We start from the raw sequence: 25,015 nt of genomic DNA, 5'->3' as shown, positions 1-25,015 counted from the left end.
AAATAATATGAAGTTCTTATTGTTGTTTCTAATAGCTATAATTTGGGGTAGTCAATTTATATTAAATGATGATGCCCTTCAAGTAATTACACCTTTTGAATTGGCTTTTTATAGAGTCTTATTTGGTTGCATAACTTTAACTTTACTTTTAAAGTTACCTATGGTGAAAGAACCAAAAATCAAATGGACAAAAAAACTAATATATCTACTAATAGCACTTACATTTTGCGAAAGTGTTGTTCCATTTATTCTTAATGGCTATGGGCAACAAGAGGTTTCTAGTGCGGTAACCTCTGTACTTATGGCAAGTATTCCATTAATGACAATCTTATTAGAGAGAATTATTAATAAAAGAAAAATAAAAGCAATTGAACTCATAGGGTTATTTGTTGGCTTTGTGGGGTTGATTGTTTTGGTATATCAAGACCTGATTACAACAGAAAATGTAAATGTTTTATCTATTGTATTTATTCTTATTGGTGCCTTTAGCTTCTCTTTAGCCTTACTATTAATGTCAAGAATCCCTACAGATATTTCGTCATTACGTTTTACAAGAGCGATATTATTGAGTTCATCTATCATAATTTTACCTTTAACAGTATCAGATAACCATTTCTCTGCAATAGATTCAGACTTATGGTTAAAATTAATGCTTTTAGGTAGTTTTGCATCAGGTATTGTCTACTATATGTACCTTTCGTTAGTAAGAAGTTCTGGTTCTACATTTACAAGTCTAACAAATTATTTAGTACCTGCAATTGGAATAACATTAGGAGTAATTATCCAAGGAGATAATTTTTCTACTGGCCATTTTGTAGGCTTTGTGATAATAATTATTGGTCTAATATTGGTGAATGTTCCTAATTTAAAAAAAGATAGTGTTTAATATAAAAGTGACTTGGTACATACTCTAGTTGTGGTACTAAACTATTAGGGTGTGTACTCATTCATTTGATTTTAACTTTAACTTTAACTTTAACTTACCGTTTCTAGATTATTAGAAGTACCCTTACTCATTAACCCTACTAACCCTAAAAATGGACCAATTGCAAGTGCTACTAATATACTTGGGTTATCCGTTAACAACCTTAATTTATCAATTAGTTGAATACTAAAAATAGTGAGTAAAAAACCAATGCAATTAACAATTGTAAGGGCTGTTCCTTTTAATGCTGATGGAGCATTTTGAGCTACCATGGTAGAAAAAAGAGGCGAATCTGCAATAACAACCATACCCCAGAAAATAAGAAATGTAAAAAATATAATTTCTGATTGAACAGAAAAGAGGAAAGGAGAAATTACACAACAAATACCAGAGGATAATAAAGCAAATATTGCTACTTTTTTTACACTAATTCTATTCGCTAAATAACCACCTATTATACAGCCAATACTACCGCTACCAATAATTATAAACGATAAAAGTGGTATGGAATAAGTTGTTTCTGCATGCAAATTTTTATAAGTCTGAAGTAAATAGGGAACAAAAGCCCAAAAAGAATAAAGCTCCCACATGTGCCCAAAATATCCAAATGCAGCAGACCTGAAATTTTGCTTTTTAAAAACACTAGGAATAGCTTTTAAATCTATAGTAGTACTAGCTTTTCTATAAGGTCCATTAGGTACTAAGAGTAACATGAGTAGACCACCTATAACGGCTAAGGAAGAAGTGGTAATTAAGACAAACTCCCAAGGAAGAGCACCTTTTATATCTTTTAGTAAATGCGGAAAAGCAGTACCGATCACTAATGCTCCAACTAAAAAACTGAGAGATTTCCCTAGTCCTTTTTCATAATAATCAGCAGCTATTTTCATTCCCACAGGATAGATGCCTGCTAAAAAAAATCCGGTAAGAAATCTAAAACCAAGAATACTAGTATAGGTATTAATATCTAAAATAGTACAGACATTAAATAGAGCACCAAATAAAGCACAAACAAAAAATACTTTAGAAGGAGAGAAACGGTCTGCAATAGATAAAAATGCAAATATTAAAGTGCCTCCTATAAATCCAAACTGAACACTAGAAGTAAGGTAGCCTAGTGCACTTTCTTTGAGGTTAAAGTTTACCATCAAATCATACATTACCCCATTGCCTGCAAACCAAAGTGAAGTACAAAAAAACTGAGAAATGACAATTATAGGAAGAATGTATTTATGAGGTTTCATGACTGAATTTAATGTTGAAGTTGATGATGTGTGCTAGATAGAGTGTAAGATCAAAAAGTAATTTAGTCTACTTTAAAACGGAAAACCAAAACTACCCACTTTTATTTTAAGAAATCACTTTAGAAAATCGAAATAAAGGGGATGATAGTTTACAAATAAAAGAATTGATACGATTCTTATACTTACAAAGTATTTTACAAGTTATTAGATTTAAAATTGTACTATTCTAATATAAATACCCTTTATGTTTTAGGTCTGTTCTCATGTATACATTTAAATTACTTAGAGTCACCAATTCTACTCAAAAACAATGTACTTTTCCGTATCATCAATGTAACTCACTAAAAAATCAAAGTTTTTTGAGTTGTTGAGACGGATATTGACACGGATAAATACCTTTTTGAGACGTAAAAAGGCCCTCTAATTCTTAATAAGTGTGAAATTTACAGTAAGAAAACTCTCAAAAGCACAAACTATTAATTTATAACTAAAGCGAGAGAGTGATTTTTTAAAAGTAAGTGCTTCTATTAGTATAAAGAGCAGTATACATCTTTAAAGCAACAAAGAATTACTTACCTACTTGAAATGAATTACTGTTGTTCTAATAGCTTTAGAACACTCCAACACTAACACTAAGATGATGAAATTAGTTTTTAAAAATTCCGACAGTCAAGTAAATAGAAAGATTGAAATTACTAAAAGAACTAAGGGGTGTCAGGATGAAACTTGGCATTACCACCATCAATATGAACTGATCTATATAGTAAAGAGTCAGGGAGTACGATTTGTAGGAGATAATGTATCTCCATTTGATACAGGAGATTTAGTATTAGTAGGTCCTAATTTACCACATCTATGGAAAGATGAGATAGTATCAGGCTCAGATGATGTTGAAATTATTGTGATAAAGTTTGAAGGAGATTTTATTGGTAAAGGAACTTTTGATAGACCAGTATTTAACAATATAAATCACCTTTTAGAATTATCAAGATTTGGAGTTTGTTTTCCAAAAGCACAAAGCTTGATGTTAAAAGATGAAATTGAAAACTTAGTCAATTTATCTCTTGCAGAACAGGTAATTAAACTTTTGGGACTTTTAAATAAGTTATCTGAAATGGAAGGAAAAGAAATTTTATCTACCTCTGATATGAGGCAAAACAAAAACTGTAATTCAGAGAGAATTGACAGAGTGTTGTCTTATGTATCCGATCATTATGATAAAGATATTGATCTTCAGGAAATAGCAGATATAGCGTGTTTAACAACGAATTCTTTTTGTAGATTTTTTAAGAAATCAACCAAGAAATCGTTCAGACAATATTTAAACGAAGTGCGTATAAAAAATGCAAGTCGATTATTAATACAAGAAAATTATCAGATATCTGATGTATGCTATGAAGTTGGGTTTAACTCGATCACCAATTTTAATAAACAGTTTAAACAAATTATAGGAAAAACGCCAAAAGAGTACCGTATGGCAATATAATACAACAATTAAGGCAACAACATTTTTTACTTTTTAACAAACTTTACTGACAAACATACAAAGAGTACTATAATCAGTAATTAAGATATTAACTATGAACATTTACAAAATACTTCTTTCGACACTACTTTTTATTAGCTTTTCATATACAGCTATTGCACAAGTGCTTCCAGCAGTACATAAAGATAAAGTTTGGGACCTTAAAGAGGGTTACTCTGATGAATTTGATGACCTAGACCTTCAAAAATGGACAAACGATCCAGACGATTGGGGTGTTTGGTCTTGGGAGCCAGAATTAGCTTATGTTGATAATGGAACTTTAAAAATTAAAATGATTCAGGAAACGCACAGACGTAATACAACTTATGGGCAGAACGAAGAATTGTACTATAAATCGGGTATTATTAGAAATGCCCAACCAATGACTTATGGTTACTTTGAAGCAAAAATAAAAGGATGTGATCGTTTTCCTGGGGCAAGTCCTGCATTCTGGATGTACAGTATAAACTCACCTGATCCAACAGAAGACGGTCAGGCAAAATATGCTGAAATTGACGTTGTAGAATTAACGCAAAGAGAATGGAGTTCTGAAACAAAAGATTGGGAAGGACCAGAAGCAATAGATATGAACCTACATGCTATAGCAAGAGAAGAGGGACAGTTAATTCAAGTAAGACCACACTCTTCTAAAGAAATTGCTCAAAATAAATGGTATGCAGATTTTGATCCGAGAGATGAGTATCATACATATGGCGTCTTAAACAGAGTGGATTCTATTTTTTGGTATGTTGATGGCGTAGAAAGAGGGCGAAAAGAAAATTTATATTGGCATTTACCAATGTATGTAACTGTATCTATGGGGTTAAGGTCACCATTTGTAAAATACGTAAACGGTGTTCGTTTTCCTGTAGAAGAAGAAACAACTCAAGAAGGTTTCCCAACAGAAATGTTGTGTGATTATGTACGTGTTTGGGAAGCTCAACCTCAAGTAAATGCAATTACTGAAAATTATACAAATAAGAAGTTTGGTAAAAATGATTTACTCACTTTTGAATGTCAAATAGATGCAGGGAGTGGGTTTGTTGCAAAAGAAAAATTAACGGTTCGTTTGTTAGAAAAAGATACAGATGGGAATGTTATTAACGAATTAATAGTTTCTGATAATACTATAATTGGAAAAACAGAAGGTAATGCAGAAGCTGTATTTGATATCTCTGGTTTAACTACAACCGCAGGTTTACCAACAGGTAACTATTATGCTTTACAGGCTACTTTTGAAACTACAAAAAACGGTGGAGAAACAGCGTCTCTTGTAGATGAAATTAAAGGTATTGAAATTGTTGATGAGGTTACTGCATTAGATAGATTTAGAGAAAATATTTTTATTAGCCCTAATCCTGTAGAAAACGAACTTTCTGTAAAAGGTATTAACGGACAATATGAATTATACATCTATGATGTGATTGGGAAAATCAAAATACAAACAACAACTGAAATGAGTACTGCTTTAAATGTAAGTTCACTTTCTAAGGGTCTTTATTTTATCAAGGTAGTTCAAAATGGTGAAGAGTATGTGTGCCGATTTTTAAAGAAATAAATTAATAAACTATACTAACACAAATTACAAATGCTTAGAATTTATATAACAATAGCCACTTTTTTAATGTCTCTGACATTATATGCTCAACAGAATGATTGGGAGAACGAGCATATTTTTGAAGTAAATAAGCTAGCAGCAAGAGTGCCAAGTTATTCTTTTACTTCTAAAGAAGATGCTTTAAATGGAGACAGAACTAAAGCGAAAATGTTGTCGCTTAATGGAAAGTGGAAGTTTAGTTATGTAGAGAAAGCAGCATTAAAATCTGAAGATTTTTTTAAACAAGATTTTAATAGTAAAAAATGGGATGATATTGAGGTACCTTCAAGTTGGGAAATGAAAGGGTACGGTCAGCCGATTTATACGAATATTACGTATCCTTTTACACCAAATATTTTAGATCCCAATTTAAAATATGATTGGAAAGGACCACAACCTCCTTTACCTCCAACAATACAAAGGGACAACCCCGTTGGGAGCTACATTAAAGAATTTACATTGCCTTCAGAATGGAAAGATGAGTCTATCATTATCCATTTTGGAGGTGTATCTTCTGCATTTTACATTTGGGTAAATGGTAAGAAAGTTGGTTATAGTCAGGGGTCTCGATTAGCAGCAGAATTCGATATTACAGAATATGTTGTAAAAGGAAAAAATAAAGTAGCATTACAAGTCTTTAGATATTCTGATGGAAGTTATTTAGAAGATCAAGATATGTGGAGATTATCAGGAATCCATAGAGAGGTAATGCTATTGGCTCAACCAAAAATTGCTTTGCAAGATTTTTATGTGAAGACAAAATTGGATGCTCAATACAAAGATGCAAAGTTAGAAATAAGTCCTAAATTATGGGTAAAAAATAACCCAAAAGAGTTACAGAATATGTCTTTAACAGGCATGTTGTTTGATGAAAATGACAAACCTGTTTTAGAGCAAGAAATGAAGGTGAATCTTCTGAAAGTATACAACCATAGGTATCCGCCAAGAGATGTTCCTAAATTTGCATTGCTTGAAGCTAACATCAAAAGTCCTAAAAAATGGACCTCAGAAACACCTAATTTATATACTTTAGTTTTATCAGTGGTAGATGCAAATAATAAAGTAATAGAATCTAGGTCTCAAAAAATTGGTTTCAGAACAGTAACTTTTAGTAAAGAAAATGCATTACTAATTAACGGGAAAGAAACATTATTGATGGGAGTTAACAGACATGATCACCATCATTTAAGAGGTAAAGGAATTACGAGAGAAGATATTGAGGAGGAGGTTAAAATGATAAAGCGTTTTAATTTTAATGCGGTAAGAACTTCCCATTATCCAAATGATCCTTATTTCTTAGAATTATGCAATAAATACGGATTGTATATAATGGACGAAGCGAATATTGAATGTCATCATTTAGGCAGTTATATTCCGTTCCAACCTTCTTGGTCTGCTCCAATTATGAGTAGAGTATATAGAATGGTAGAAAGAGATAAAAATGAGCCGAGTGTTATTTCATGGTCATTAGGAAATGAATCTGGAACAGGCCCAGCGTTTGCAGCAGCTGCTGCGTGGGTTAAAGATTTTGATCCAACAAGATTTGTACATTACGAAGGGGCACAAGGAGATCCATTAGATCCTGCTTACATTGAAGGTGATAATGTTGGTTACTCGTCACAGAATTGGGATGCAATGGCCAATCCAAATGATAAAGCTTGGGTAGATGTGGTAAGTAGAATGTACCCAAATTTGGATCAGTTAGTTAATTTAGGAACAAGCAAACACATTACCCGACCTGTAATAATGTGTGAGTATATGCATGCTATGGGTAATTCTGTAGGTGGTTTAGGTGAATTTTGGGATGAAATAAGAGCACGTCCAAATCTCATAGGAGGATTTATTTGGGATTTTAGAGATCAAGGTATTGAAAAAGTTGGACCTGATGGTAAAAAGTTTTTTGCTTACGGTGGTGATTTTGGTGATAAACCAAACGATTCTAATTTTTGTATCAATGGCTTATTCACTGCAGATTTAAAACCACACCCTCATGCATTTGAAGCAAAGTTTGTGAATCAACCGGCAGAGATTAATTTAGTAAATTCAGAAGAAGGGACCGTTTCAGTTTTAAATAGATTAATCGAAAATAACTTAAATCAGTATTCGCTTAAGTGGACACTTTCTGCAAATGGTAAAGTGATGAAAGAAGGTAGTTTAGAAGAATTTGATATTCCAGCAGGAACTTCTAAAGTATTAAAAATCCCTTATGGTGAAGTTAACTTTATACCATCAGCAGACTATTATTTACGTATTAGTCTTCATCAAAAAAGTGCAAATTTTTGGGCAGAAGCTGGTTATGAGGTGGCAAAAACACAACTACTTTTAAAAGCTCGTAGTGAGGAGGTAGATCATGAAGCTAGTTTAGAAAATGTAAAACTTGTTCTAAATGTAGCAACCGATGCATTTAATATTTCTGGAGAAGGTTTATCAGCATCTATATCTAAAAAAACAGGAAGATTAACATCATACAAATTAGATGGAGAGGAGCATATTTTATCTCCATTAAAAGCTAATTTTAGTAGACCTTCAATTGATAATGATAAAAGAGGTCAGAGTAATAAAATGATGGTAGGTTCTAGAAAGGTATGGAAAGGATTAGAAGATAAAGCAACAGAAATTAAAGTAGAATTAGTGAAAAATTCTACAGAAATGTGTATGGTAAAAGTGACAAAATTATTTCCTAATTCTATAAAATTAATAACACAGTACCGTATAAATAAAAATAAAGTTATTGATGTAGAAATGGAATTATTTGCATCAACAGAATTAAGTGATATGATCCGTTTTGGGGCAACAATGGGAATTAGCAAAAAACTAATAAATACATTGTATTACGGAAATGGTCCCTTTGAATCATACAGTGATAGAAAAAGAGCTGTTGAAATGGATGAATATAAATTTGAGACAAAACAACTGTTCTATAATTATGTTTACCCACAAGAAAATGGGAACAGAACGGATGTGTCTTGGTTAAAAATAGAGAATAAAAAACACAAGGGAATTCAAATAAATGGAAGCCCAAAATTCAATTTTTCTGTATGGCCATACACTGCAGAAAACATAGACAATGCAGACCATCCTTATGATCTTAAAGAAGAAAACTTTTACACGTTAAATATAGATTTAATGCAAACAGGTTTAGGAGGGACTTTGTCTTATACATTACCGCAATACAGACTTAAATCTGGAAATTATACTTTTGCATTTAGTATTGGTCCTAGTACAGGAAATCAGCAAAAAGAATTTTAATATTGGTAGATATTTATAGTAGTGATACAAAAAAGGAGGTACGTTAAGTGCCTCCTTTTTTATTTTTGTCAGGATAGAAATAGATAAATAGAATACTATTGTTTTTTTGTTATGAAGCGTAACATTTCAATAGTATGATAGGTAGATTTTCCAATACTACCTTTAAGTTCTGTAGTAATTGGTTTGTTGTTCTCAGTTACATAAAAATATTCCCCACCAACAATACGATCTGTAAAAGTTTTATAGAAAAATTTCTCTAAGTCCTTTTGTTCCTTCTCGTATTTTTCTTCGTATAATGATAATGCAATAATAGCTTCAGCATGTTGCCACCACGTTTTTCTAGTATCAATAATTTTGTTTGTATTTGGGTTAACTTCTGAGTAAAACCCATTACCAATTTCACCAACATGGAAAATGTTTTTTTGCAAAGTGACATCAATAATATGTTTACCTAAAGATTGATATTTTGCTTTATTTTCATCACTTAAAAAATTTAAGGAAGCTGCTCGTAAAAGTAATGCGGCCAATTGGAAATTATGACCAGGCGTTACCGTGAAATTACAATCTCCATTTTCAGTTTTTTGAACTGTCCAATCATCATTAAATTTTACATTTACCCAAGATGTTTTCTCATTCCAACCATGTTGATATAATAAATCAATATTTTCAGCCAATTGATGTTCATAGTTTGTTTTATGCAAATTATCTGCATTCCAAAGGTTAATCATATAGGCAGTCATAGGGTACAATAAAGATTGTAAAGATTTTGATCCCGAAACCCCTTTTCCTTCTTTAAATTCTCCCCAAAAACCCTTATTTATTGGGTCTCTAAATTTATTGATAAAGCCTTTATGTAAACTGTTAATTGTAGATATTACTTCATCATTTTTTGAGTTTCGATATAATTCAGTTATACCACAAAGACCGTAAGCTTGTTGCCAAACATCAAAAGAAGTAGGAGTAGGTTCATTAGCATAAGAAAGTGAATAATTGCCATGCTCATTACTGCCAATCAAATGGTTTTTTTGAAACTGAAAGGTACGTATTGCTTTTCTTAAATAGTCCTTATTACTTTTAGATACATAGGCTAATCCATAGATCAATCTACTACTTGCAACAGTATAAATTTTATCAGAAACTACCTTTCCTTCGTTGTCAATTTCAGAATAAAATGTTCCAATAGAATCGTTCCAAGCATAATTAATAAAAAAATGAATGAGGTTATTTGATACCACGTATTTATCACCTTTAGTTACTTCATTTTTCTGATTGTTTTGACAAGAAATTAAACAAAATGCAATGAAGATGAATTTTAAAATTTTAATCATGTAATATAAAATTGATAGTAGTTTATTTTTTACAAAAGTACACTTCAATTTCGTCAAGTCAATACCTATTTTTTTGTATCGATAAAATAAAGAATAAACGTTTGATTGTAAGTGAAAAATACCTCAGACTAATTCAAAATTAACCTACCAAACTACTTAAGATAATTGAGTGCAACTAAAGGGTAATTATTACACATAAATCGAGTGTCTATATGCATAATATTGTAATACATGGTTACGGTAGAAACTATGATTGTTTAATCTCACAAAGAATAACTACACTTAAAACAAACTATTCTAAGCTCTCTACAGTAGTTATTCCTTGTTTTTTAAAATTCAATTTATGAAAAGACTAAATTTTTTGCAGCGTACAAAGCTTAAGAAACTAGTTTTAGTATCAATACTAATGATATACTCGGGGTTAGCTTTTGCCCAAGAGACAGTCATAAAAGGTACTATCACAGGGGAGGGAGAACCTCTTCCAGGTGTAAACGTTTTTGTTAAAGGAACTACTAATGGTACTGTTTCAGATATCAATGGTATTTATTCTATCAGCGTTCCTGCTGGTGTAACACTAGTTTATAACTATGTTGGTTATATTTTAGTAGAAAAGGTTGTTAATAAGCAATCTACAATTGATGTTGATTTAAAACCCGACTTAGAACTACTTGATGAGATTGTTGTAATTGGTTATGGTGAACAGAAAAGAAAAGAAGTAACTGGTGCTGTAAATAATGTAACATCAGAAACGATTAGTAAAACACCTTCTGCAGATTTAGCAAATGCTTTACAAGGTCAGGTAGCAGGTGTAAATGTTCAGGCTGCAAGTGGTGCTCCTGGTGAGCCAGCTAACATTCAAATTAGAGGTGTTGGTTCTTTAGCAGGTTCAAGAGAACCATTATATGTAGTAGATGGTATTCCTTATCAAGGTAACCCTAATATTGCACCAAGCCAGATTAAAACTATTGATATTCTTAAAGATGGTGCTTCTGCTGCTGTTTACGGTGTAAGAGCATCTAACGGTGTAATTCTTATTACAACAAAAACAGGTGACCCAGGAAGAGTAAAAGTTGATTTTACAGCATGGGGTGGTGTACAAAACATTACTTCAGGAACTGAATTAATGGATACACACCAACAGTTTTACTATGATGAAGTAAGATCTGAAGCAAGAGGTATTCCTTCTTCTGTTTTAGCAGTTAACCCAAGAGCATTAGAAAATAATACAGATTTTGTTGGTGCTATTCAAAACGATAATGCACCAATTCAGAATTATGAATTGAACGTATCTTCAGGAAAAGGTGGTTTACAGGTAAATGCAAACGTGAACTATTTTAATCAAGAAGGTGTAATTATTAACTCTGGTTATGAGCGTATGGCTACACGTTTAACGGGTAGTATAAATAAAGATAAATTTAAAATGTTTGCATCTGTTGGTTTCCAAAACGAAACTCGTCAGAGAGAGCCTTGGGCAATTTATGAAAACGCAATTCGTCAGAAACCTTGGAGTACACCAATTCAAGATCTTCCAACAAATGGAGATATTATTCAGGTGCCAGATCAAAACGAAATTACGTACAGTTATTTATCAGGTATTTTATCGAATACTGATGAAGAGAACATCAATAGATTAAATTTAGCGTTTAATGCTTCTTATGAATTCTTTAAAGGATTTACTTATCAATTAAGAGCAGGTAGTAACATCTACAACTCTAAGCGTAAGCAATTTCAACCTAAATATATTGTATTTGATGCAGCAGGAAACTATAGTCCAGGTTCATCTAGACCACAAGCACGTTTAGACGAAGGTTATGTTTGGAACAACAGATTTACTTTAGAAAATGTACTAAACTACAGCAAGTCTTTTGGCGATCACAACTTAAATGTTACTGCAACTTATTCTATGGAGCAGTTTACAAATGAGTTCTCTGGAATTGGAGTTGCACATGCAATAAACGGTAACAACGATATTCAAGTATTAGGAGCAGCAGCAGAAACTAGTAACCCAACTGGTGGAAGAAATGTGAACGCATTAGTTGGTATGATGGGTAGATTACAATACAACTATAAGAGTAAGTATTTATTCTCAGTTTCATTAAGACGTGATGGTACTTCTCAGTTCTCTGCTAATAACAGATATGAGGTATTCCCAGGTGTATCTTTAGGATGGAATATTGATGAGGAAGAATTCTGGAACGTAGGTTTTATGAATGGCTTTAAAGTGAGAGCAAGTTATGCACAGTTAGGTAACAATAGAGTAGGAAACAACCCTTACGTTTCTATCCCAGTTATTGAAAGTGGTGTGAACTATTTATACGGTGCTTCTGGAACATTAACGCCAGGTTTAACACAAAGAAGATTTGCTAACCCAGATTTATCTTGGGAAACAAGTATTGCCAAAAACATTGGTATTGATTTAGCGTTCTTTGAAAACAAGATTCAGTTTACTGCTGATATCTATGAGAACGACAAGCAAGATATGATTCTTGGTCAACAATTACCTTTATCTGCTGGTGCGAACGTTACACGTAGACAAGCAGAATTAGTACAGTATAGAACTTATACTGTGAATGCTGGTAACATGGTGAACAGAGGTATTGAACTTTCATTAAACTATAATCATAAAACAAAGTCTGACTTTAGTTATAGTATTGGTGCAACGTTTACTAAAAACCAAAACGAGATTACAAACTTAAATGGTATTGACAGAGGTTATGCAGGTGGTAGACCATCATTAACGCACAACTGGATGGATAATACAACATTTATGGCTGTAGGACATGAGGCAGCATCTTTCTTCTTAGTGAAAACAGACGGAATTATAAAAACAGAAGAGGAGTTAGCAGCTTATCAAGAAGCATTAAATCCGAATGCTCGTTTAGGAGATGTTAGATTTGTTGACTACAACGAAGATGGTGTAATTGATGATAATGATAGACAATATGCAGGTTCTGGTCTTCCAGATTTTGAAGCTGGTATTTCTGGTAACTTCGAGTACAAAGGATTTGATTTCTATATCCAAGGTTACTATTCTCATGGTGCTGAAATTATTAACGGATCAAGATTATATGCTTACGCAGAAGGTAGACATTCTGAATTAGTAGGTATGTGGAGTCCACAAAACTCAGCATCAAATACTCCAATTTCTTTAGATAGACAATCAGAAAATGTAAGATCTTACTCAGATCTATGGGTAGAAGATGGTACTTATTTCCGTATCAGAACTATGACATTAGGTTATAACTTTGGTAAACTAATTGGCGAGAAAGCAGGTATTACAAAAGCTAGACTTTATGTATCATCTGTTAACCCTTTCACTTTCACAAACTACACTGGTTACGATCCTGAAGTTGGTGGAGACGGACTATCTCTAAGAGGTGTTGACCGTGGAAATTACCCTGTAACAAGACAATTCTTGGTGGGTGCGCAAATTAGTTTCTAATAAAGAGAAAGAATTTATAATATGAATACTTTTAATAAAATTATAGCAACAACATTGGTGGCAGGAAGCTTACTAATGTCGGGGTGTAATCCAGATGAGTTTTTAACAGAGGTTAATCCAAATGCGATTACAGAAGATACATTTTGGAAAACAGAAGGAGATGCAGAAGCTGCTTTAACTACAGTATATGCTGCACTACAATTTCCATGTATTAGTGGGGGTAACCTTACTTTTGAAATGGCAAAAAGTGATATTGCAGGTACTAATGATTGGACTCGTCATTTCAGTTTTACAGAATTTACAACTGCAGATAATGAGCATGCTGTATTAGGTACTTGGGCAGAATTATACACAGGTATTTTTAGAGCAAATCAAGTAATTGATAATATTCCAACAATGGAAGCATTATCAGACGAAAGAAAAATTGAAATTGTTGCACAAGCAAAATTTTTAAGAGCTTTCTATTACTTCAATTTGATTCATACTTATGGTAAGGCGATCATTAAATTAGATTCTAAGACGAACAACCATAATGTACCTTTATCTACAATGGCTGAAGTTCAGGAACAAGTAATTTTCCCTGATTTAGAGTATGCAATAGAGCACCTTCCTATTGTGTTAGAAAGTCAACAATTAGGTCGTGTAGCACGTGGAGCCGCAATTACATTATTAGGTAAAACATATCTTTATAATAAGGATTGGGATATGGCAGCTGCAGAATTTAAAAAAGTAATAGATTCTGGTCTATATACTTTGGTACCTAACTTTATGGATAACTTTAGAGGTGATATAGCTTTTAACTCGGAGTCTATTTTTGAAGTTCCTTATGATGGTTCTATCAACCCTGGTACTGCAAATGCAGATATGACAGATGATGATCCTAACAACTCTGGTGGTGAATCAACTGGTATGTCAAGAACTTACGGACCATACTCTTTAGGTGGATGGCAAATGATTATGCCAACTTACTTTATGCATGAGTTAATGACAGCAGATTCTGTAGCAAACTCAACAGCACATTCTTCTAGATATACTGCAACTTTAGCTGGTATTGATGCGGAAGGTTTATACTACAATAAAACAACTGCAGAATTAAAAGCAGAAGTAGGTAGAAGATGGGCATTTGGAGAAAGTAGTTACATTAAAAAGTACTCTAACTGGTACCACCAAGATCTTGAAGATCCAGAATGGAGATCGTCTATTAATTACAAGCAATTCCGTTTATCTGATGTATACTTAATGTATGCTGAAGCAGTTTTAGAAGGTAAAGGCGATATTGTAACAGCTATAGAATATATAGATAAAGTTAGAACTCGTGCTGGTGTAGTTACATTACAAGATTATATTAATGCTAACGGAACGATACCTCAATTACATGTTAGTAAAGATCTTTATGGTACACGTCCAGAAGTTTCTGCAACAGTAGATAATATTAGAACTCACATTAGAATGGTTGAAAGACCAACTGAATTAGCTTTTGAAAATTCTAGATGGAGAGATTTAGTAAGATGGGGAATTGTAAAAAGTGTTTTTACTCAGCATCATGAAGATGAGGTAGTAAGAATAGAAAGAGGTCCTGATCCAAGCAGAGCTCCACTTTACATTCAGGCAAGAATTCGTCCTGACTTTGTAAATAACTATAATTTTTATGTAGCTGAGAAACACGATTATTTCCCAATCCCAGCAGCAGAAATTCAAGCAAACGAAGCTTTATAAAATTAAACGATTTTGATTATGCAATCGAGACTAAGTAAATATAGTTACATATTTGCCATTGCACTTTTTGTCTTTGGTGCTTGTGGAACAGAAATGAATGTGCCTGAGTTAATTACACCTAATCATAGTATAATTAAGGTATCTCAGGAAAGTAATGAGAATACAATCAATATAGGTCAACATATTGATTTTGCAGATGTATCTCAAGGAATCTCAACAAGAGAATGGATCTTCCCAGAAGATAGTTCTATTGTTGTTGAAGGTAATCCTTTAGAAGCTCAAGTAAGAGGTTTCTTTAACAAAGTAGGAACTTGGGATGTAAAATTACATCAAGAGTTTAACGGTGAAGCTTATGTAGGAACAGAAACAATAAACCGTGGTACTAATATTATTGATACTACAATTACTGTAACTGTTTTACCATCAGTACAAATTACATCACTAATGGCCAATCTACTTTCTGCTACTGGTGAAGTGGGTGATGATATTCCTTTATCAACTGAAACACCAACAGAAATACCATTTGGTAGTGTATTAAGGTTTAAATATACTGCTGAAGGTGGACCATCTGTAATAGCAGGTTTCTTTGATGGAGCTCAATTATTAGAAGAAGATGTTGCAAACAACACTTTTGATATGAAGTTTGTTACGCTGGATAAAGTATACAGTATTGCACCAACTTTTACAAGACCATCTCCATTCAGTACAGATACTGTTTTAGTTACTCAATTTGTAAAGTGTGTACGTTCTGATGAGCCAGTTACACTAGATGCAGTTACAAACGATTTAGACAGAAATACAAATTTAGTATTCTCTAGAGGTTTAGATGCAGCTACTTTATCTGCCGAAGATTTTGTAGTGAACATCACTTCAGGTGGCGGTTCTACTGTAACAACTGAAATAGAGTCTGTACAGTTAAATCCAAATGATTTAAGTGTAGTAATCATTAAGTTAGTGGATGACATGATATACAGTGATGATATGGTTACTGTATCTTACACAGGAACTAAATTAGCAACACAAGATGCTGCACTAGTTTCTCAATTTACAGACGAAACTTTATCAATAAAAGAAGTAAATTTATTGGCTGAAGAAGATTTTGATTACAGTATGGAAAACAGTGCAGTAACATGGGTTGCAGGTCGTACTGGTTGGTTAGGTGGTGATTTCACCAATACACTAACAAAATCTACTGAAAAAGCAACTGATGGAATGACAAGTTTAAAAATCTCTGTTAATCCATATAATGGAGCAGGCCCTTGGGGTAATGCATCTATTATCGAACCTACAATTTTAGGTGAATTCCAAAAGTTCCAATACGAAGCTGAAGGGTCGAATAAGTTACAAATTGCTTTCGATATTTTTGTTGAAAATAATGGTGGAGTAACAGATCCAACTGTTCCTAATCAATTCTTCTCTAATATGAGAATGCATGTAATGTGGGGTGCTGGTGGTGCAGAACAAGCGCATCCTATTGGAGGAACTGTAGAAGGAGAATGGAGAAAATTAACGGACGTAGTAACGGTAGATCCAGGTAATGCTCCTTTCCATATGGGAATTAAAGTTGCACAAACTGGTTCTGAAAACGTTACAATCTATATAGATAACATTGTAGTGTCTAGATGGAATCCAAGACCTTAACAACTTAACTAAATCAAGCTTAACACATGCCTATCTAAGTTTTTTAGAACAACCAGCAGGTGCTAAGTATATAAAATTGGTACTACTAGAAAATGATTATTTCATTGGAAGGTAGTACCTCTTTTTTGTTTCATTAAGACCAGTTTATTGTATATCGACAAATATAAGTGTAGTAAATACTTTTGATAAATTAGTCTTACTGTGGGGTAATTTAGAGGAATAATTGACTGCGCTTGAGTACTAATTTGCAGTAAGCATATGAGTAAAAGCAAACAGAATATTTAATCAACTTATTATTAAATGACGAAATGATAAAATAGTATGTATATACAAATTTTATCAAAGGGGAAGAATCACTTAAAATAAACACTTTAAACAGCCTGTGCCGTTTCTCATGTGCTTTAAAGATCGATCAGCTAGATCTTTTAAATAAACCAACTATAATTAAATAAAGTATGAAATCACCAAGACAATCTTTTAGAACTAACTTTCTAAAACACCTCGTAACAGGGATTATGAGTTTGTTGATCATTGGATCAGCAAGTGCTCAGAAACCTCTGAAAACTGAAAACGCAACAGATGAATGGGTTATTAAATGGAATGCATCTGATGAATTCAATGGTTCATCACCAGATTGGGCAAAATGGATTCGTTCGGGTAATTTACCGAACACTACTGCATGGAAATGGGATAATGCTCAGAATGTTGTAATAAACAACGGTGTGGCAGAGTTAACTATGCGTCAGAATCCTAACAATGCGAATGATGGAAATACGTTTTTTAAATCAGGTATTTTAAAAACGTACAACACTTTTACATATGGTTACTTTGAAGCAAAAATTAAAGGAGCTGATATCGGAGAAGGTGTTTGTCCATCTTTCTGGTTGTACAGTAACTTTGACTATTCTGTAGGAGAAGGAAAAACAGTGTACAGTGAAATTGATGTTGTAGAATTACAACAGTTTGATTGGTATGAAGGACATCAAGATGATATCCAAGATATGGATTTGAACTTGCACGCTGTAGTGAAACAAAATGGGGAGGGAGTTTGGAGACGCCCTAAAGCTTACCCAGAAGAACAATTAAATAAATGGAGAGCACCATGGGATCCTACAGAAGATTACCATATTTACGGTTGTGAAGTAAACGAACAAGAAATTATTTGGTATGTAGATGGGGTTGAAAGAGGCAGAAAGCCAAATACTTATTGGCATAGACCAATGAATGTAACATTATCTTTAGGACTAAGAAAACCTTTTGTAAAGTTCTATGATAATAGAAATAATGCAGTTAATCCAGAAACGGATCCTCAAGCTGCAGCAAAACTTTCTGGCATGCCTACAACAATGTATGTAGATTACGTACGTGTTTGGTTAAAATCAGATGAGGTAACTCCTCCACCTCCAAGTTTAGGTGTTGGTGTAATTGGAAACCCAAGTTTTGAAACTGGAGATCTTACAAATTGGGATGCAAGTTATGGTAATACTTCTGTAGTAAATAACAATGCACAATCAGGTACAAAAGCAGGAACAATTGATAATGCAAGTATTGCACAGGTGGTTACACTAAAAGCAAATACAACGTATAAAGTAGGTGGTTATGCTAAAGTCGGTGCTGCAGGAACAAATGCATTTATGGGTGTAAACAAAGCATCTACAAATGAGTTTATTCAGAATTACGAATTTACATCTACATCTTATACTCAAGGTGAAATTACGTTAACTACAGGTGCAGCAGAAGAGACTTACCGCATTTGGTTCTGGTCTCAAGGTCAAGCATATTGTGATAACTTTACTTTGGTAGAAGTTGATGGTGGAGATGGAGGTAATGAAGGTCCTTCTGATGTTGCAGTAACTGGAGTTACTATCAATTCATCATCAATCACTTTAAATGAAGGAGATACACAATCATTGTCAGCTACTGTTTTACCGTCTAATGCAACAAACAAAGCCGTTACTTGGAGTGTAGTAAATAATACTATTGCTTCTGTAAACAATAATGGTTTAGTTACGGCATTATCAGAAGGTACAACATCAGTACGTGTTACAACTGCAGATGGAGCAAAACAAGCAGTTTGTACAATTACAGTTAATTCAACATCTACAGGTGGAGGAAATGGAGCATTACCAGAAGTTGGTCAAGTAATTTCTTTAATAACAAATGCAGGTAATTATGTAACAGTAAATACTGGTTCTGGTACAGCATTACAAGGAACGCAATCTTCTGTAAGTACAAAAGAACAATTTAGAGTTGTAGATGCCAACGGTTATTTAGGTTTACAGTCTGTAGCTACAAATAAATATGTAACAACTGCTTCTAATAATGCGGTTAAATGTGGTGCGTCAGGTGTTTTTGAAAGACAAAAATATACTATTGAACTAAGTGGAAATGGTATTATTGTTAAGTCGAAAATAAACGGTAACTATTGGTCTGTAAATTCATCATCTTCTAATGCTTTGAATGCTGATGCTTCATCAGTAAATAATGCAGAAGTATTTGTATGGGAAGAAGTTGGGTCTTCGTCAAGAAAGTTAGATAACTATGTTGCATTAGAACAAGAAATTAGCATTTATCCTAACCCATATACAATGGGACTATTAATGATCAATTTTGGTCAGAACATGAATGGTAAAGTGAATATTATTGATTTAAGTGGAAAAATAGTTTTCTCTTCAGAAGTAAATGACCAAAAATCTGTAGCAATTTCTAAATCAGAATTAGCAGTAGATAAAGGTTTGTATATCATTCAATTAATTGGTGATAACGTAAATACATCTAAGAAATTAATTATCGAATAATAGAATAGAGTTTTTAAAGGGCGTTATAATTTTATAGCGCCCGCCAACATTCCGTTTCAACTTGGTGTTATCCATAACATTCAAGAAGAGACAAAAAACATTCTTAATTACTAATTACATTTCAAGCGAGTGTAAACCCTAAAGTTAAATTTATTTTAAACTTGGTTTTGGGTAATTCGTATCTCAATTAAAAAAGTAAATTCAGAAGGGGCATCGTTATACGGTGTTCCTCTTTTTTTGTATACTTGAACCCTAAACGGAGTAGAATTTGCAATAAGAAATGATGTATTGATCCAACAGACGTCAAAAAAATAGTAGGAATATTCAAGATAGAATTATATTGATGATATAGAAACAATTAACCCCTAATAAGAAAATTTATAGAATGGCAGATTTATATGAAATAGGAAAGAAATATTCTTTTGATATTACGATGACAGGTAAACATTATATGCTTTGTGAATTAAGTCTGACTCTTTCAAAAGAAGCGGGAGGTTTGGGAGTGAAATATTTAAAGAAAATAAAGGAAAATATTGAGCTCGTATTATCTTCTAAAATTGATGTTTACGAATTTGGATTCGACTCTACAATTATAGATTTTAAAAAAGAAAAATCTATAATAAATTATAATTATTTTAGAAGCGAAATAGAAGTTGATTCAATTTCCTTATATGATGTTATCAAGGACTGGCTAAAAGAAGAAACTTTAAATCAATAAACAATTGAAAATTATAAAAGCATAATAATTGGAAGTTAAAAGTAAATTTACTGACCTAAAGTTTAGAGGTGATCACAAAAAAAATCCATCTTCTAAGAAAATAGAAGATGGATTTTTTGTATTATTCTTTAGTAGAAATGTAGGTGTTTCCTATAAGAAATCTACTTTACCAGAATCAAGGTTGTAGTATGCAGGTACAACTTTTACTTTTCCGCTATTAACAGCGTCAGCAATGATGTTAGATCTCTTTGTTAACTCTTCTGCATTTAATTCTGCATTCTTTTTCACTACATCGTTTACGTCAGCACCTTTTTCAGAAGCCTCAACAGCTGGAGTAATCTGACATAATAAGTGATTTAGGTTGTAACCGTTATCTCCACCATTTACAGCAGCAGTTACTGCACCACAACTTTGATGACCTAAAACAACAATTACTTGAGAACCAAGGTGAGCTACAGCATATTCAATTGATGCGATGCTGTCTGTATTTGCAATATTACCTGCAACACGTACAACAAACAATTCACCTAAACCTTTATCAAAAGCAAGTTCTGGAACAACTCTACTATCTGCACAGCTTAACACAATTGTGTCAGGGTTTTGTCCAGTTACAAGTTCGTTTCTTCTTGTCTCATTTCTTAAACCGCCTTCTGCTTTATCAGCAACAAATTTCTCATTTCCAGCTACAAGGCTATCAATAATTTGTGATTGTGTCATAATTTAGTCTTTTAAAGTTATGTAAATTCAAAACATCCGAAGATAATTTATTGAATAATTATTATCAAATAAAAAATAGAAAAATAAAAAATAGAAAAATAAAAAGCATCTACTTAGAAAGTTGATGCTTTAAACCATGTTTACGTAAAATAAACTCTAAACTGAAAACTAGCAATAAGCGGGTTTTACCCCGTATCTAATCATTTAACTATTAAAAATCTATTTCTATAAAATGCTTTTATCCCTTTATTCTCTATATGATTAAGTATAGTTTCTAATCAGTAAAAGAGTGGAGTTTTGTTTTGTACTCATCTTTTTGAATAAAAAATTAGAAATAAAATAGTATTGTATATGATAATAACAGAAAGATATTGATAATCAGTTTTTTGTATTTTATTTTCTTTTAAAAAATAATTTTATAAGCAATGTTAGGTAATACTAAAGTATCTGTATTTTCTTCTATTTTTCCTTCTTTGGTCATGGTATATCCAAAATACTCAGGGTTTCCTAATGCATTTATTATTTGGAAAGTCCATAAAGAAGTATGCGTTGGTTTATTTCTTTGGTACAGGAAGCTCATACTTAATATCTGATTACTGGGGTATTGTTCTCCATAAGCATTTTGATAATCATACACTATTTCACCAGTCGCATTACTTGCTTCTTCATCTAAAGGATGTTTTCTATCGCCTCCCATAAATGTTATTTTCCCGTTCATACTAAAAGTATTGTTTTTCTCTTTACCCACTTTCCATTCCTTTCCTGCAAGGAAATTAACTACATAGTTCTTATTAAAAATAGCATCTCTTTCAATACCATCGCCGCCTTTATATTTGGAATCAAAAATTGAAGCAGTTGTAAGAAAGTAAAAACCATTTTTTATAAATTGCTCTAAGGTTAAATCAATTCCCACATTTCTGCCTGTTCCTTTATTTTCCAACCCGAAAGGAATGTACCATTCATTGGTAATATTTTGCATAGAGAAATAACTTCCATCAACCACAGGTATATTGAATAAGTGTTGATAGAAAACTTCGGATTTAAATCGCAAAGATTCGGAAATATTCCAATCGTAACCAATTACAAAATGATGAGCTTTAGAAAACCCTAAATCATTATTAGGGTAGGTGGTTGTACCTTCATTATCAGTAACAGGAAGCATATAATAATGCAACTGTTCTATCTGACTGTGTAAACCATAGCCTAAAGTTATGCCATGCCAAGGATTAATTTGGTAGCGTGCACCAACACGTGGTTCAAAAGAAATTTCTTTATTGATATCAAAATATTGAAGGTGTAACCCAGCATTTAAAGTCCAATGATTGCCCAGATTAAATTGTGATTGCGTATACCCTTGTAATAAATAACTAGTTCCTGTGCCACTAGCAAAATTATACATTGGCTCACCATAATCATCTGCTTGATTCATATCAATTGTATAATGCAATTGCTTAACTGTAAAACCTGTTCTATTGGTATGCTTTTTTCCAAACTGATAATTTATGTAACTATTTAGTGCTAGGTTCCATTGTGTATTTTCAAAGTCATCTCTTTCTTCAAGTATATTTTCAGTATTCAATCGTCCTTCTTTCCAAAACATACTATTACCTGATGCTGAAAGTGAAGTTTTCCAATATCCACTCTCATTAATAGTATGTTGGTAATTAATACCAGTGCCACCAAAAAGTATATTTGTTTTAAAACTAATATCAGCTTCTTCAAAAGTTCTATTAGAAGAGTCACTTTCAGCAGCTCTATGTTGGGTGTCTTGTCCGCCAACACCCCAAATACTTAAAGTACCTTTTTTACTGGTGGGAATATTTATTTTAAAAGAAAGATCTTGATACCCTAGAAAGCCCATTTCAGGTGGTAGGATCGGGCTAAGTAAAGCATAAGTTGAATACCTATAATTAAATAGGAAAGAGGCATCAGAACCTTTTTTAAACGGACCTTCTGCAGCTAAATCAATTCCATTAATTCCAACTTGTGTGGCAAAAGCATAATCGTCTGTACTACCATTCCTTAATGACAAATCAAAAACACCAGCTAATGCATTACCATATTCTGCTGCAAAAGCACCTGTATAAAAATCAGAGTTATCGAGAACATGATTACTTAGTGCAGTAACACTTCCTCCGCCAAAAGCAATGATGTTAGATAAGTGATTAGGATCTGGAATATCAACACCTTCAACCCTCCAAAGCATACCTTTTGGAGAGTTACCTCTTACAACCATTCCATTATTACCAGTTCCTCCAGCAACACCAGCAAATGAAGAAGCCAGTCGGGCAGGATCATCAAAACCACCTGCATACCTACTAGTTTCTTCTACAGTAAACTTTCGTCCACTAACAAACGCCATTGTATTGTTGGTTTCATCTTTACTAGAAACGTAGGTGACTTCTATTTCATTAAGTACAGTGGTTTCTTCTGTTAAGGCAACATTTAACTGGTATTCTTTAGCACTGTTTATAATAATTTCTTTAGCCATATAAGGAGTATAACCAATCAGTTTAAAGAAAACATCATGTCGACCAATAGGCACATTAAGTTCAAAATTTCCCCTTTCATCTGTTAGACATGAGATTACTTTCTCTGAGGTATTCACCCAAACTGCAACACCAATTACTTCTTGTCGTGTATTTTTATCGACTACTTTACCATATATTTTTTGATGTATGGTTTGTGCTTTAAGTGGTATAGAAGTACAGCAGAGAATGATAATTAGAAAAGCGTAAATAGATTTCATAATGGTATTTTAAATCATGTTTTTTGTATTGTTACAAAGAGATATATTTGTGGGATAAAGTTCAATACTGATTTATAATGATTTTTTGATCTATACGCTGAAAAAAGCACTTAAATGAATACTATCTTACAAAAACACACTGAAATAGCTAAACAAATTGAAAAAATTCAGAGTAGTTGTATCACAATATTTGATTTTACAAAAAGGGAACATGTTTTTGTTTCAGATAATTTTGCTCCGTTATTAGGTTGGGATATTGATCAAGCTTTTGGGAAAGCAGAAAACTATATAGATAAAAAAGTACATCCAGAGGATATCGCTAAACTTGAAAAAATGTCTTTCTTTTTCATTAATATTTTTAATGAATTTGATGATAAAGAAGAAGTGAAAAATTACAAGTATCTCACCGAATATCGAATAAAAAATAGTCAAGATAAATATGTTTGGGTAACAGAACAACATACTGTTGTAGAGCTAACAGATCAGAACGAAATGTGGCTCGTTTTGGGTATTCTTGATTTATCTCCTTCTAATCATCAGCACAAAACATGTAATGCATTGCTTACCAATATTAAAACGGGTGATGTCACAATCTTCCCCGAAGAAAAACCGTCAATTATTCTTTCTAAAAGAGAAATTCAAGTGTTAGAAGAAATAAGTAAGGGATATGTAAGTAAGCAAATTGCAGACAGGTTGAACATCAGTATAAATACAGTAAATACACATCGTCAAAAAATAATAGACAAGATGGAGGTGAACAACACAACAGAAGCTGTACAAAGAGCAACTGAGGTTAATTTATTTAATTAATAGGGCATATTAAATTGTTCATACTTGATTTCTGAAAAGGTAAAAAGATGACTTAGGTCAATATTATTACTTAAAACATATTGCTTTTACAATAAACGCTTCTATTTTTGCAATAAATAAACTAAATGTATTGTTGAAAACAGAGAAGTTACATATCGTCTTAAACATTCTGTGTGCAGGAGTAATCCTCTTCAATACATTTTCTGTGTCTTTATTAAAATTAGACTTAGAACGTCAAAGAGCGTTTATTGAAAAAGTCTTTTGTATAAATAAAGATAAACCTGAAATGTCTTGTCACGGACAATGTTTCATCAGTAAAGAGCTTAAGAAAGAAGCAAAGAAACAACAGGAAACATCTGAACAATTATCGAAAGAATATGTGTTGGATTTACCTGTAGTGCGACAAGAATTTGTTGGCATTCAATTTACTGATTTTGAGGAACAACTACAGGTGACTTTTCCAGAAGTTACCATGACCTCTAAAGAACTACTTGATAGAGCACTTCGTCCCCCTATATTTTCTGTATAATTTTCATTATTAAATCTACAGTAATTA

Annotated in this window: 15 protein-coding genes; 11 read left to right on the top strand and 4 right to left on the bottom strand. The window is 32.7% G+C overall.

The window, feature by feature from the left end:
* Positions 1 to 7 precede the first annotated feature (7 nt).
* Positions 8 to 886, top strand: a complete 879-nt coding sequence (locus KM029_RS20535; protein WP_144076725.1) for a DMT family transporter — start codon at positions 8 to 10, stop codon at positions 884 to 886.
* Between the two features lie 89 nt (positions 887 to 975).
* Here the strand turns inward: KM029_RS20535 and KM029_RS20530 are convergent, their stop codons facing one another.
* Positions 976 to 2,169: an MFS transporter gene (locus KM029_RS20530; protein WP_144076724.1), complete on the bottom strand. Its 1,194-nt coding sequence runs from the start codon at positions 2,167 to 2,169 to the stop codon at positions 976 to 978.
* Between the two features lie 637 nt (positions 2,170 to 2,806).
* Between KM029_RS20530 and KM029_RS20525 the strand changes: the two genes are divergently transcribed.
* The 3 genes from KM029_RS20525 (at position 2,807) to KM029_RS20515 (ending at position 8,540) form a co-directional block, all read left to right on the top strand.
* Positions 2,807 to 3,655, top strand: coding sequence for an AraC family transcriptional regulator (locus tag KM029_RS20525; RefSeq protein ID WP_240050363.1), 849 nt, complete (start codon positions 2,807 to 2,809; stop codon positions 3,653 to 3,655).
* A 94-nt stretch (positions 3,656 to 3,749) separates the two neighbouring features.
* Positions 3,750 to 5,252: a family 16 glycosylhydrolase gene (locus KM029_RS20520; RefSeq protein WP_144076723.1), complete on the top strand. Its 1,503-nt coding sequence runs from the start codon at positions 3,750 to 3,752 to the stop codon at positions 5,250 to 5,252.
* Positions 5,253 to 5,282: 30 nt separating this feature from the next.
* Positions 5,283 to 8,540: a glycoside hydrolase family 2 TIM barrel-domain containing protein gene (locus tag KM029_RS20515; protein ID WP_144076722.1), complete on the top strand. Its 3,258-nt coding sequence runs from the start codon at positions 5,283 to 5,285 to the stop codon at positions 8,538 to 8,540.
* Between the two features lie 95 nt (positions 8,541 to 8,635).
* Here the strand turns inward: KM029_RS20515 and KM029_RS20510 are convergent, their stop codons facing one another.
* A complete protein-coding gene (locus KM029_RS20510; RefSeq protein WP_144076721.1) occupies positions 8,636 to 9,868 on the bottom strand; it encodes an AGE family epimerase/isomerase in 1,233 nt (410 codons plus the stop codon).
* A 343-nt stretch (positions 9,869 to 10,211) separates the two neighbouring features.
* Between KM029_RS20510 and KM029_RS20505 the strand changes: the two genes are divergently transcribed.
* The 5 genes from KM029_RS20505 to KM029_RS20485 all read left to right on the top strand — a co-directional run bounded on the left by KM029_RS20505 (position 10,212) and on the right by KM029_RS20485 (position 20,183).
* Complete coding sequence (locus tag KM029_RS20505; RefSeq protein WP_144076720.1) at positions 10,212 to 13,310, top strand: SusC/RagA family TonB-linked outer membrane protein; 3,099 nt, start codon at positions 10,212 to 10,214, stop codon at positions 13,308 to 13,310.
* Between the two features lie 21 nt (positions 13,311 to 13,331).
* Entirely contained in the window at positions 13,332 to 15,026 is a 1,695-nt protein-coding gene (locus KM029_RS20500; RefSeq protein WP_144076719.1) for a RagB/SusD family nutrient uptake outer membrane protein, read from the top strand.
* Positions 15,027 to 15,044: 18 nt separating this feature from the next.
* Positions 15,045 to 16,667 (top strand): hypothetical protein, encoded by a 1,623-nt coding sequence (locus tag KM029_RS20495; protein ID WP_144076718.1) that lies wholly within the window; start codon positions 15,045 to 15,047, stop codon positions 16,665 to 16,667.
* A gap of 455 nt (positions 16,668 to 17,122) precedes the next feature.
* Entirely contained in the window at positions 17,123 to 19,465 is a 2,343-nt protein-coding gene (locus tag KM029_RS20490; protein ID WP_144076717.1) for an Ig-like domain-containing protein, read from the top strand.
* A gap of 385 nt (positions 19,466 to 19,850) precedes the next feature.
* The gene (locus KM029_RS20485) at positions 19,851 to 20,183 is read left to right on the top strand and encodes a hypothetical protein (RefSeq protein WP_144076716.1); all 333 of its coding nucleotides are present in this window, start codon (positions 19,851 to 19,853) and stop codon (positions 20,181 to 20,183) included.
* Positions 20,184 to 20,333: 150 nt separating this feature from the next.
* Here KM029_RS20485 and KM029_RS20480 read toward each other — a convergent pair whose 3' ends face one another.
* Both KM029_RS20480 and KM029_RS20475 read right to left on the bottom strand, forming a co-directional pair.
* Complete coding sequence (locus KM029_RS20480) at positions 20,334 to 20,900, bottom strand: carbonic anhydrase (RefSeq protein WP_144076715.1); 567 nt, start codon at positions 20,898 to 20,900, stop codon at positions 20,334 to 20,336.
* 403 nt (positions 20,901 to 21,303) lie between these two features.
* A complete protein-coding gene (locus KM029_RS20475; RefSeq protein ID WP_144076714.1) occupies positions 21,304 to 23,649 on the bottom strand; it encodes a TonB-dependent receptor in 2,346 nt (781 codons plus the stop codon).
* 114 nt (positions 23,650 to 23,763) lie between these two features.
* Between KM029_RS20475 and KM029_RS20470 the strand changes: the two genes are divergently transcribed.
* Together KM029_RS20470 and KM029_RS20465 are read left to right on the top strand one after the other, a co-directional pair.
* Entirely contained in the window at positions 23,764 to 24,459 is a 696-nt protein-coding gene (locus tag KM029_RS20470; RefSeq protein ID WP_144076713.1) for a LuxR C-terminal-related transcriptional regulator, read from the top strand.
* A gap of 133 nt (positions 24,460 to 24,592) precedes the next feature.
* On the top strand, positions 24,593 to 24,988 hold the full coding sequence (locus tag KM029_RS20465; RefSeq protein WP_144076712.1) for a hypothetical protein: 396 nt from the start codon (positions 24,593 to 24,595) through the stop codon (positions 24,986 to 24,988).
* The last annotated feature ends 27 nt before the right edge of the window (positions 24,989 to 25,015 follow it).

The sequence above is a fragment of the Flammeovirga kamogawensis genome, assembly GCF_018736065.1.
GTDB lineage: Bacteria > Bacteroidota > Bacteroidia > Cytophagales > Flammeovirgaceae > Flammeovirga > Flammeovirga kamogawensis.
This window is presented reverse-complemented; position numbering and strand designations above follow the sequence as displayed.

What these genes read in the sequence shown, in the direction of transcription:
- KM029_RS20535 (WP_144076725.1), top strand. Translation starts at nt 8, where the DNA reads ATGAAGTTCTTATTGTTGTTTCTAATAGCTATAATTTGGGGTAGTCAA.
- KM029_RS20530 (WP_144076724.1), bottom strand. Translation starts at nt 2,169, where the DNA reads ATGAAACCTCATAAATACATTCTTCCTATAATTGTCATTTCTCAGTTT.
- KM029_RS20525 (WP_240050363.1), top strand. Translation starts at nt 2,807, where the DNA reads ATGATGAAATTAGTTTTTAAAAATTCCGACAGTCAAGTAAATAGAAAG.
- KM029_RS20520 (WP_144076723.1), top strand. Translation starts at nt 3,750, where the DNA reads ATGAACATTTACAAAATACTTCTTTCGACACTACTTTTTATTAGCTTT.
- KM029_RS20515 (WP_144076722.1), top strand. Translation starts at nt 5,283, where the DNA reads ATGCTTAGAATTTATATAACAATAGCCACTTTTTTAATGTCTCTGACA.
- KM029_RS20510 (WP_144076721.1), bottom strand. Translation starts at nt 9,868, where the DNA reads ATGATTAAAATTTTAAAATTCATCTTCATTGCATTTTGTTTAATTTCT.
- KM029_RS20505 (WP_144076720.1), top strand. Translation starts at nt 10,212, where the DNA reads ATGAAAAGACTAAATTTTTTGCAGCGTACAAAGCTTAAGAAACTAGTT.
- KM029_RS20500 (WP_144076719.1), top strand. Translation starts at nt 13,332, where the DNA reads ATGAATACTTTTAATAAAATTATAGCAACAACATTGGTGGCAGGAAGC.
- KM029_RS20495 (WP_144076718.1), top strand. Translation starts at nt 15,045, where the DNA reads ATGCAATCGAGACTAAGTAAATATAGTTACATATTTGCCATTGCACTT.
- KM029_RS20490 (WP_144076717.1), top strand. Translation starts at nt 17,123, where the DNA reads ATGAAATCACCAAGACAATCTTTTAGAACTAACTTTCTAAAACACCTC.
- KM029_RS20485 (WP_144076716.1), top strand. Translation starts at nt 19,851, where the DNA reads ATGGCAGATTTATATGAAATAGGAAAGAAATATTCTTTTGATATTACG.
- KM029_RS20480 (WP_144076715.1), bottom strand. Translation starts at nt 20,900, where the DNA reads ATGACACAATCACAAATTATTGATAGCCTTGTAGCTGGAAATGAGAAA.
- KM029_RS20475 (WP_144076714.1), bottom strand. Translation starts at nt 23,649, where the DNA reads ATGAAATCTATTTACGCTTTTCTAATTATCATTCTCTGCTGTACTTCT.
- KM029_RS20470 (WP_144076713.1), top strand. Translation starts at nt 23,764, where the DNA reads ATGAATACTATCTTACAAAAACACACTGAAATAGCTAAACAAATTGAA.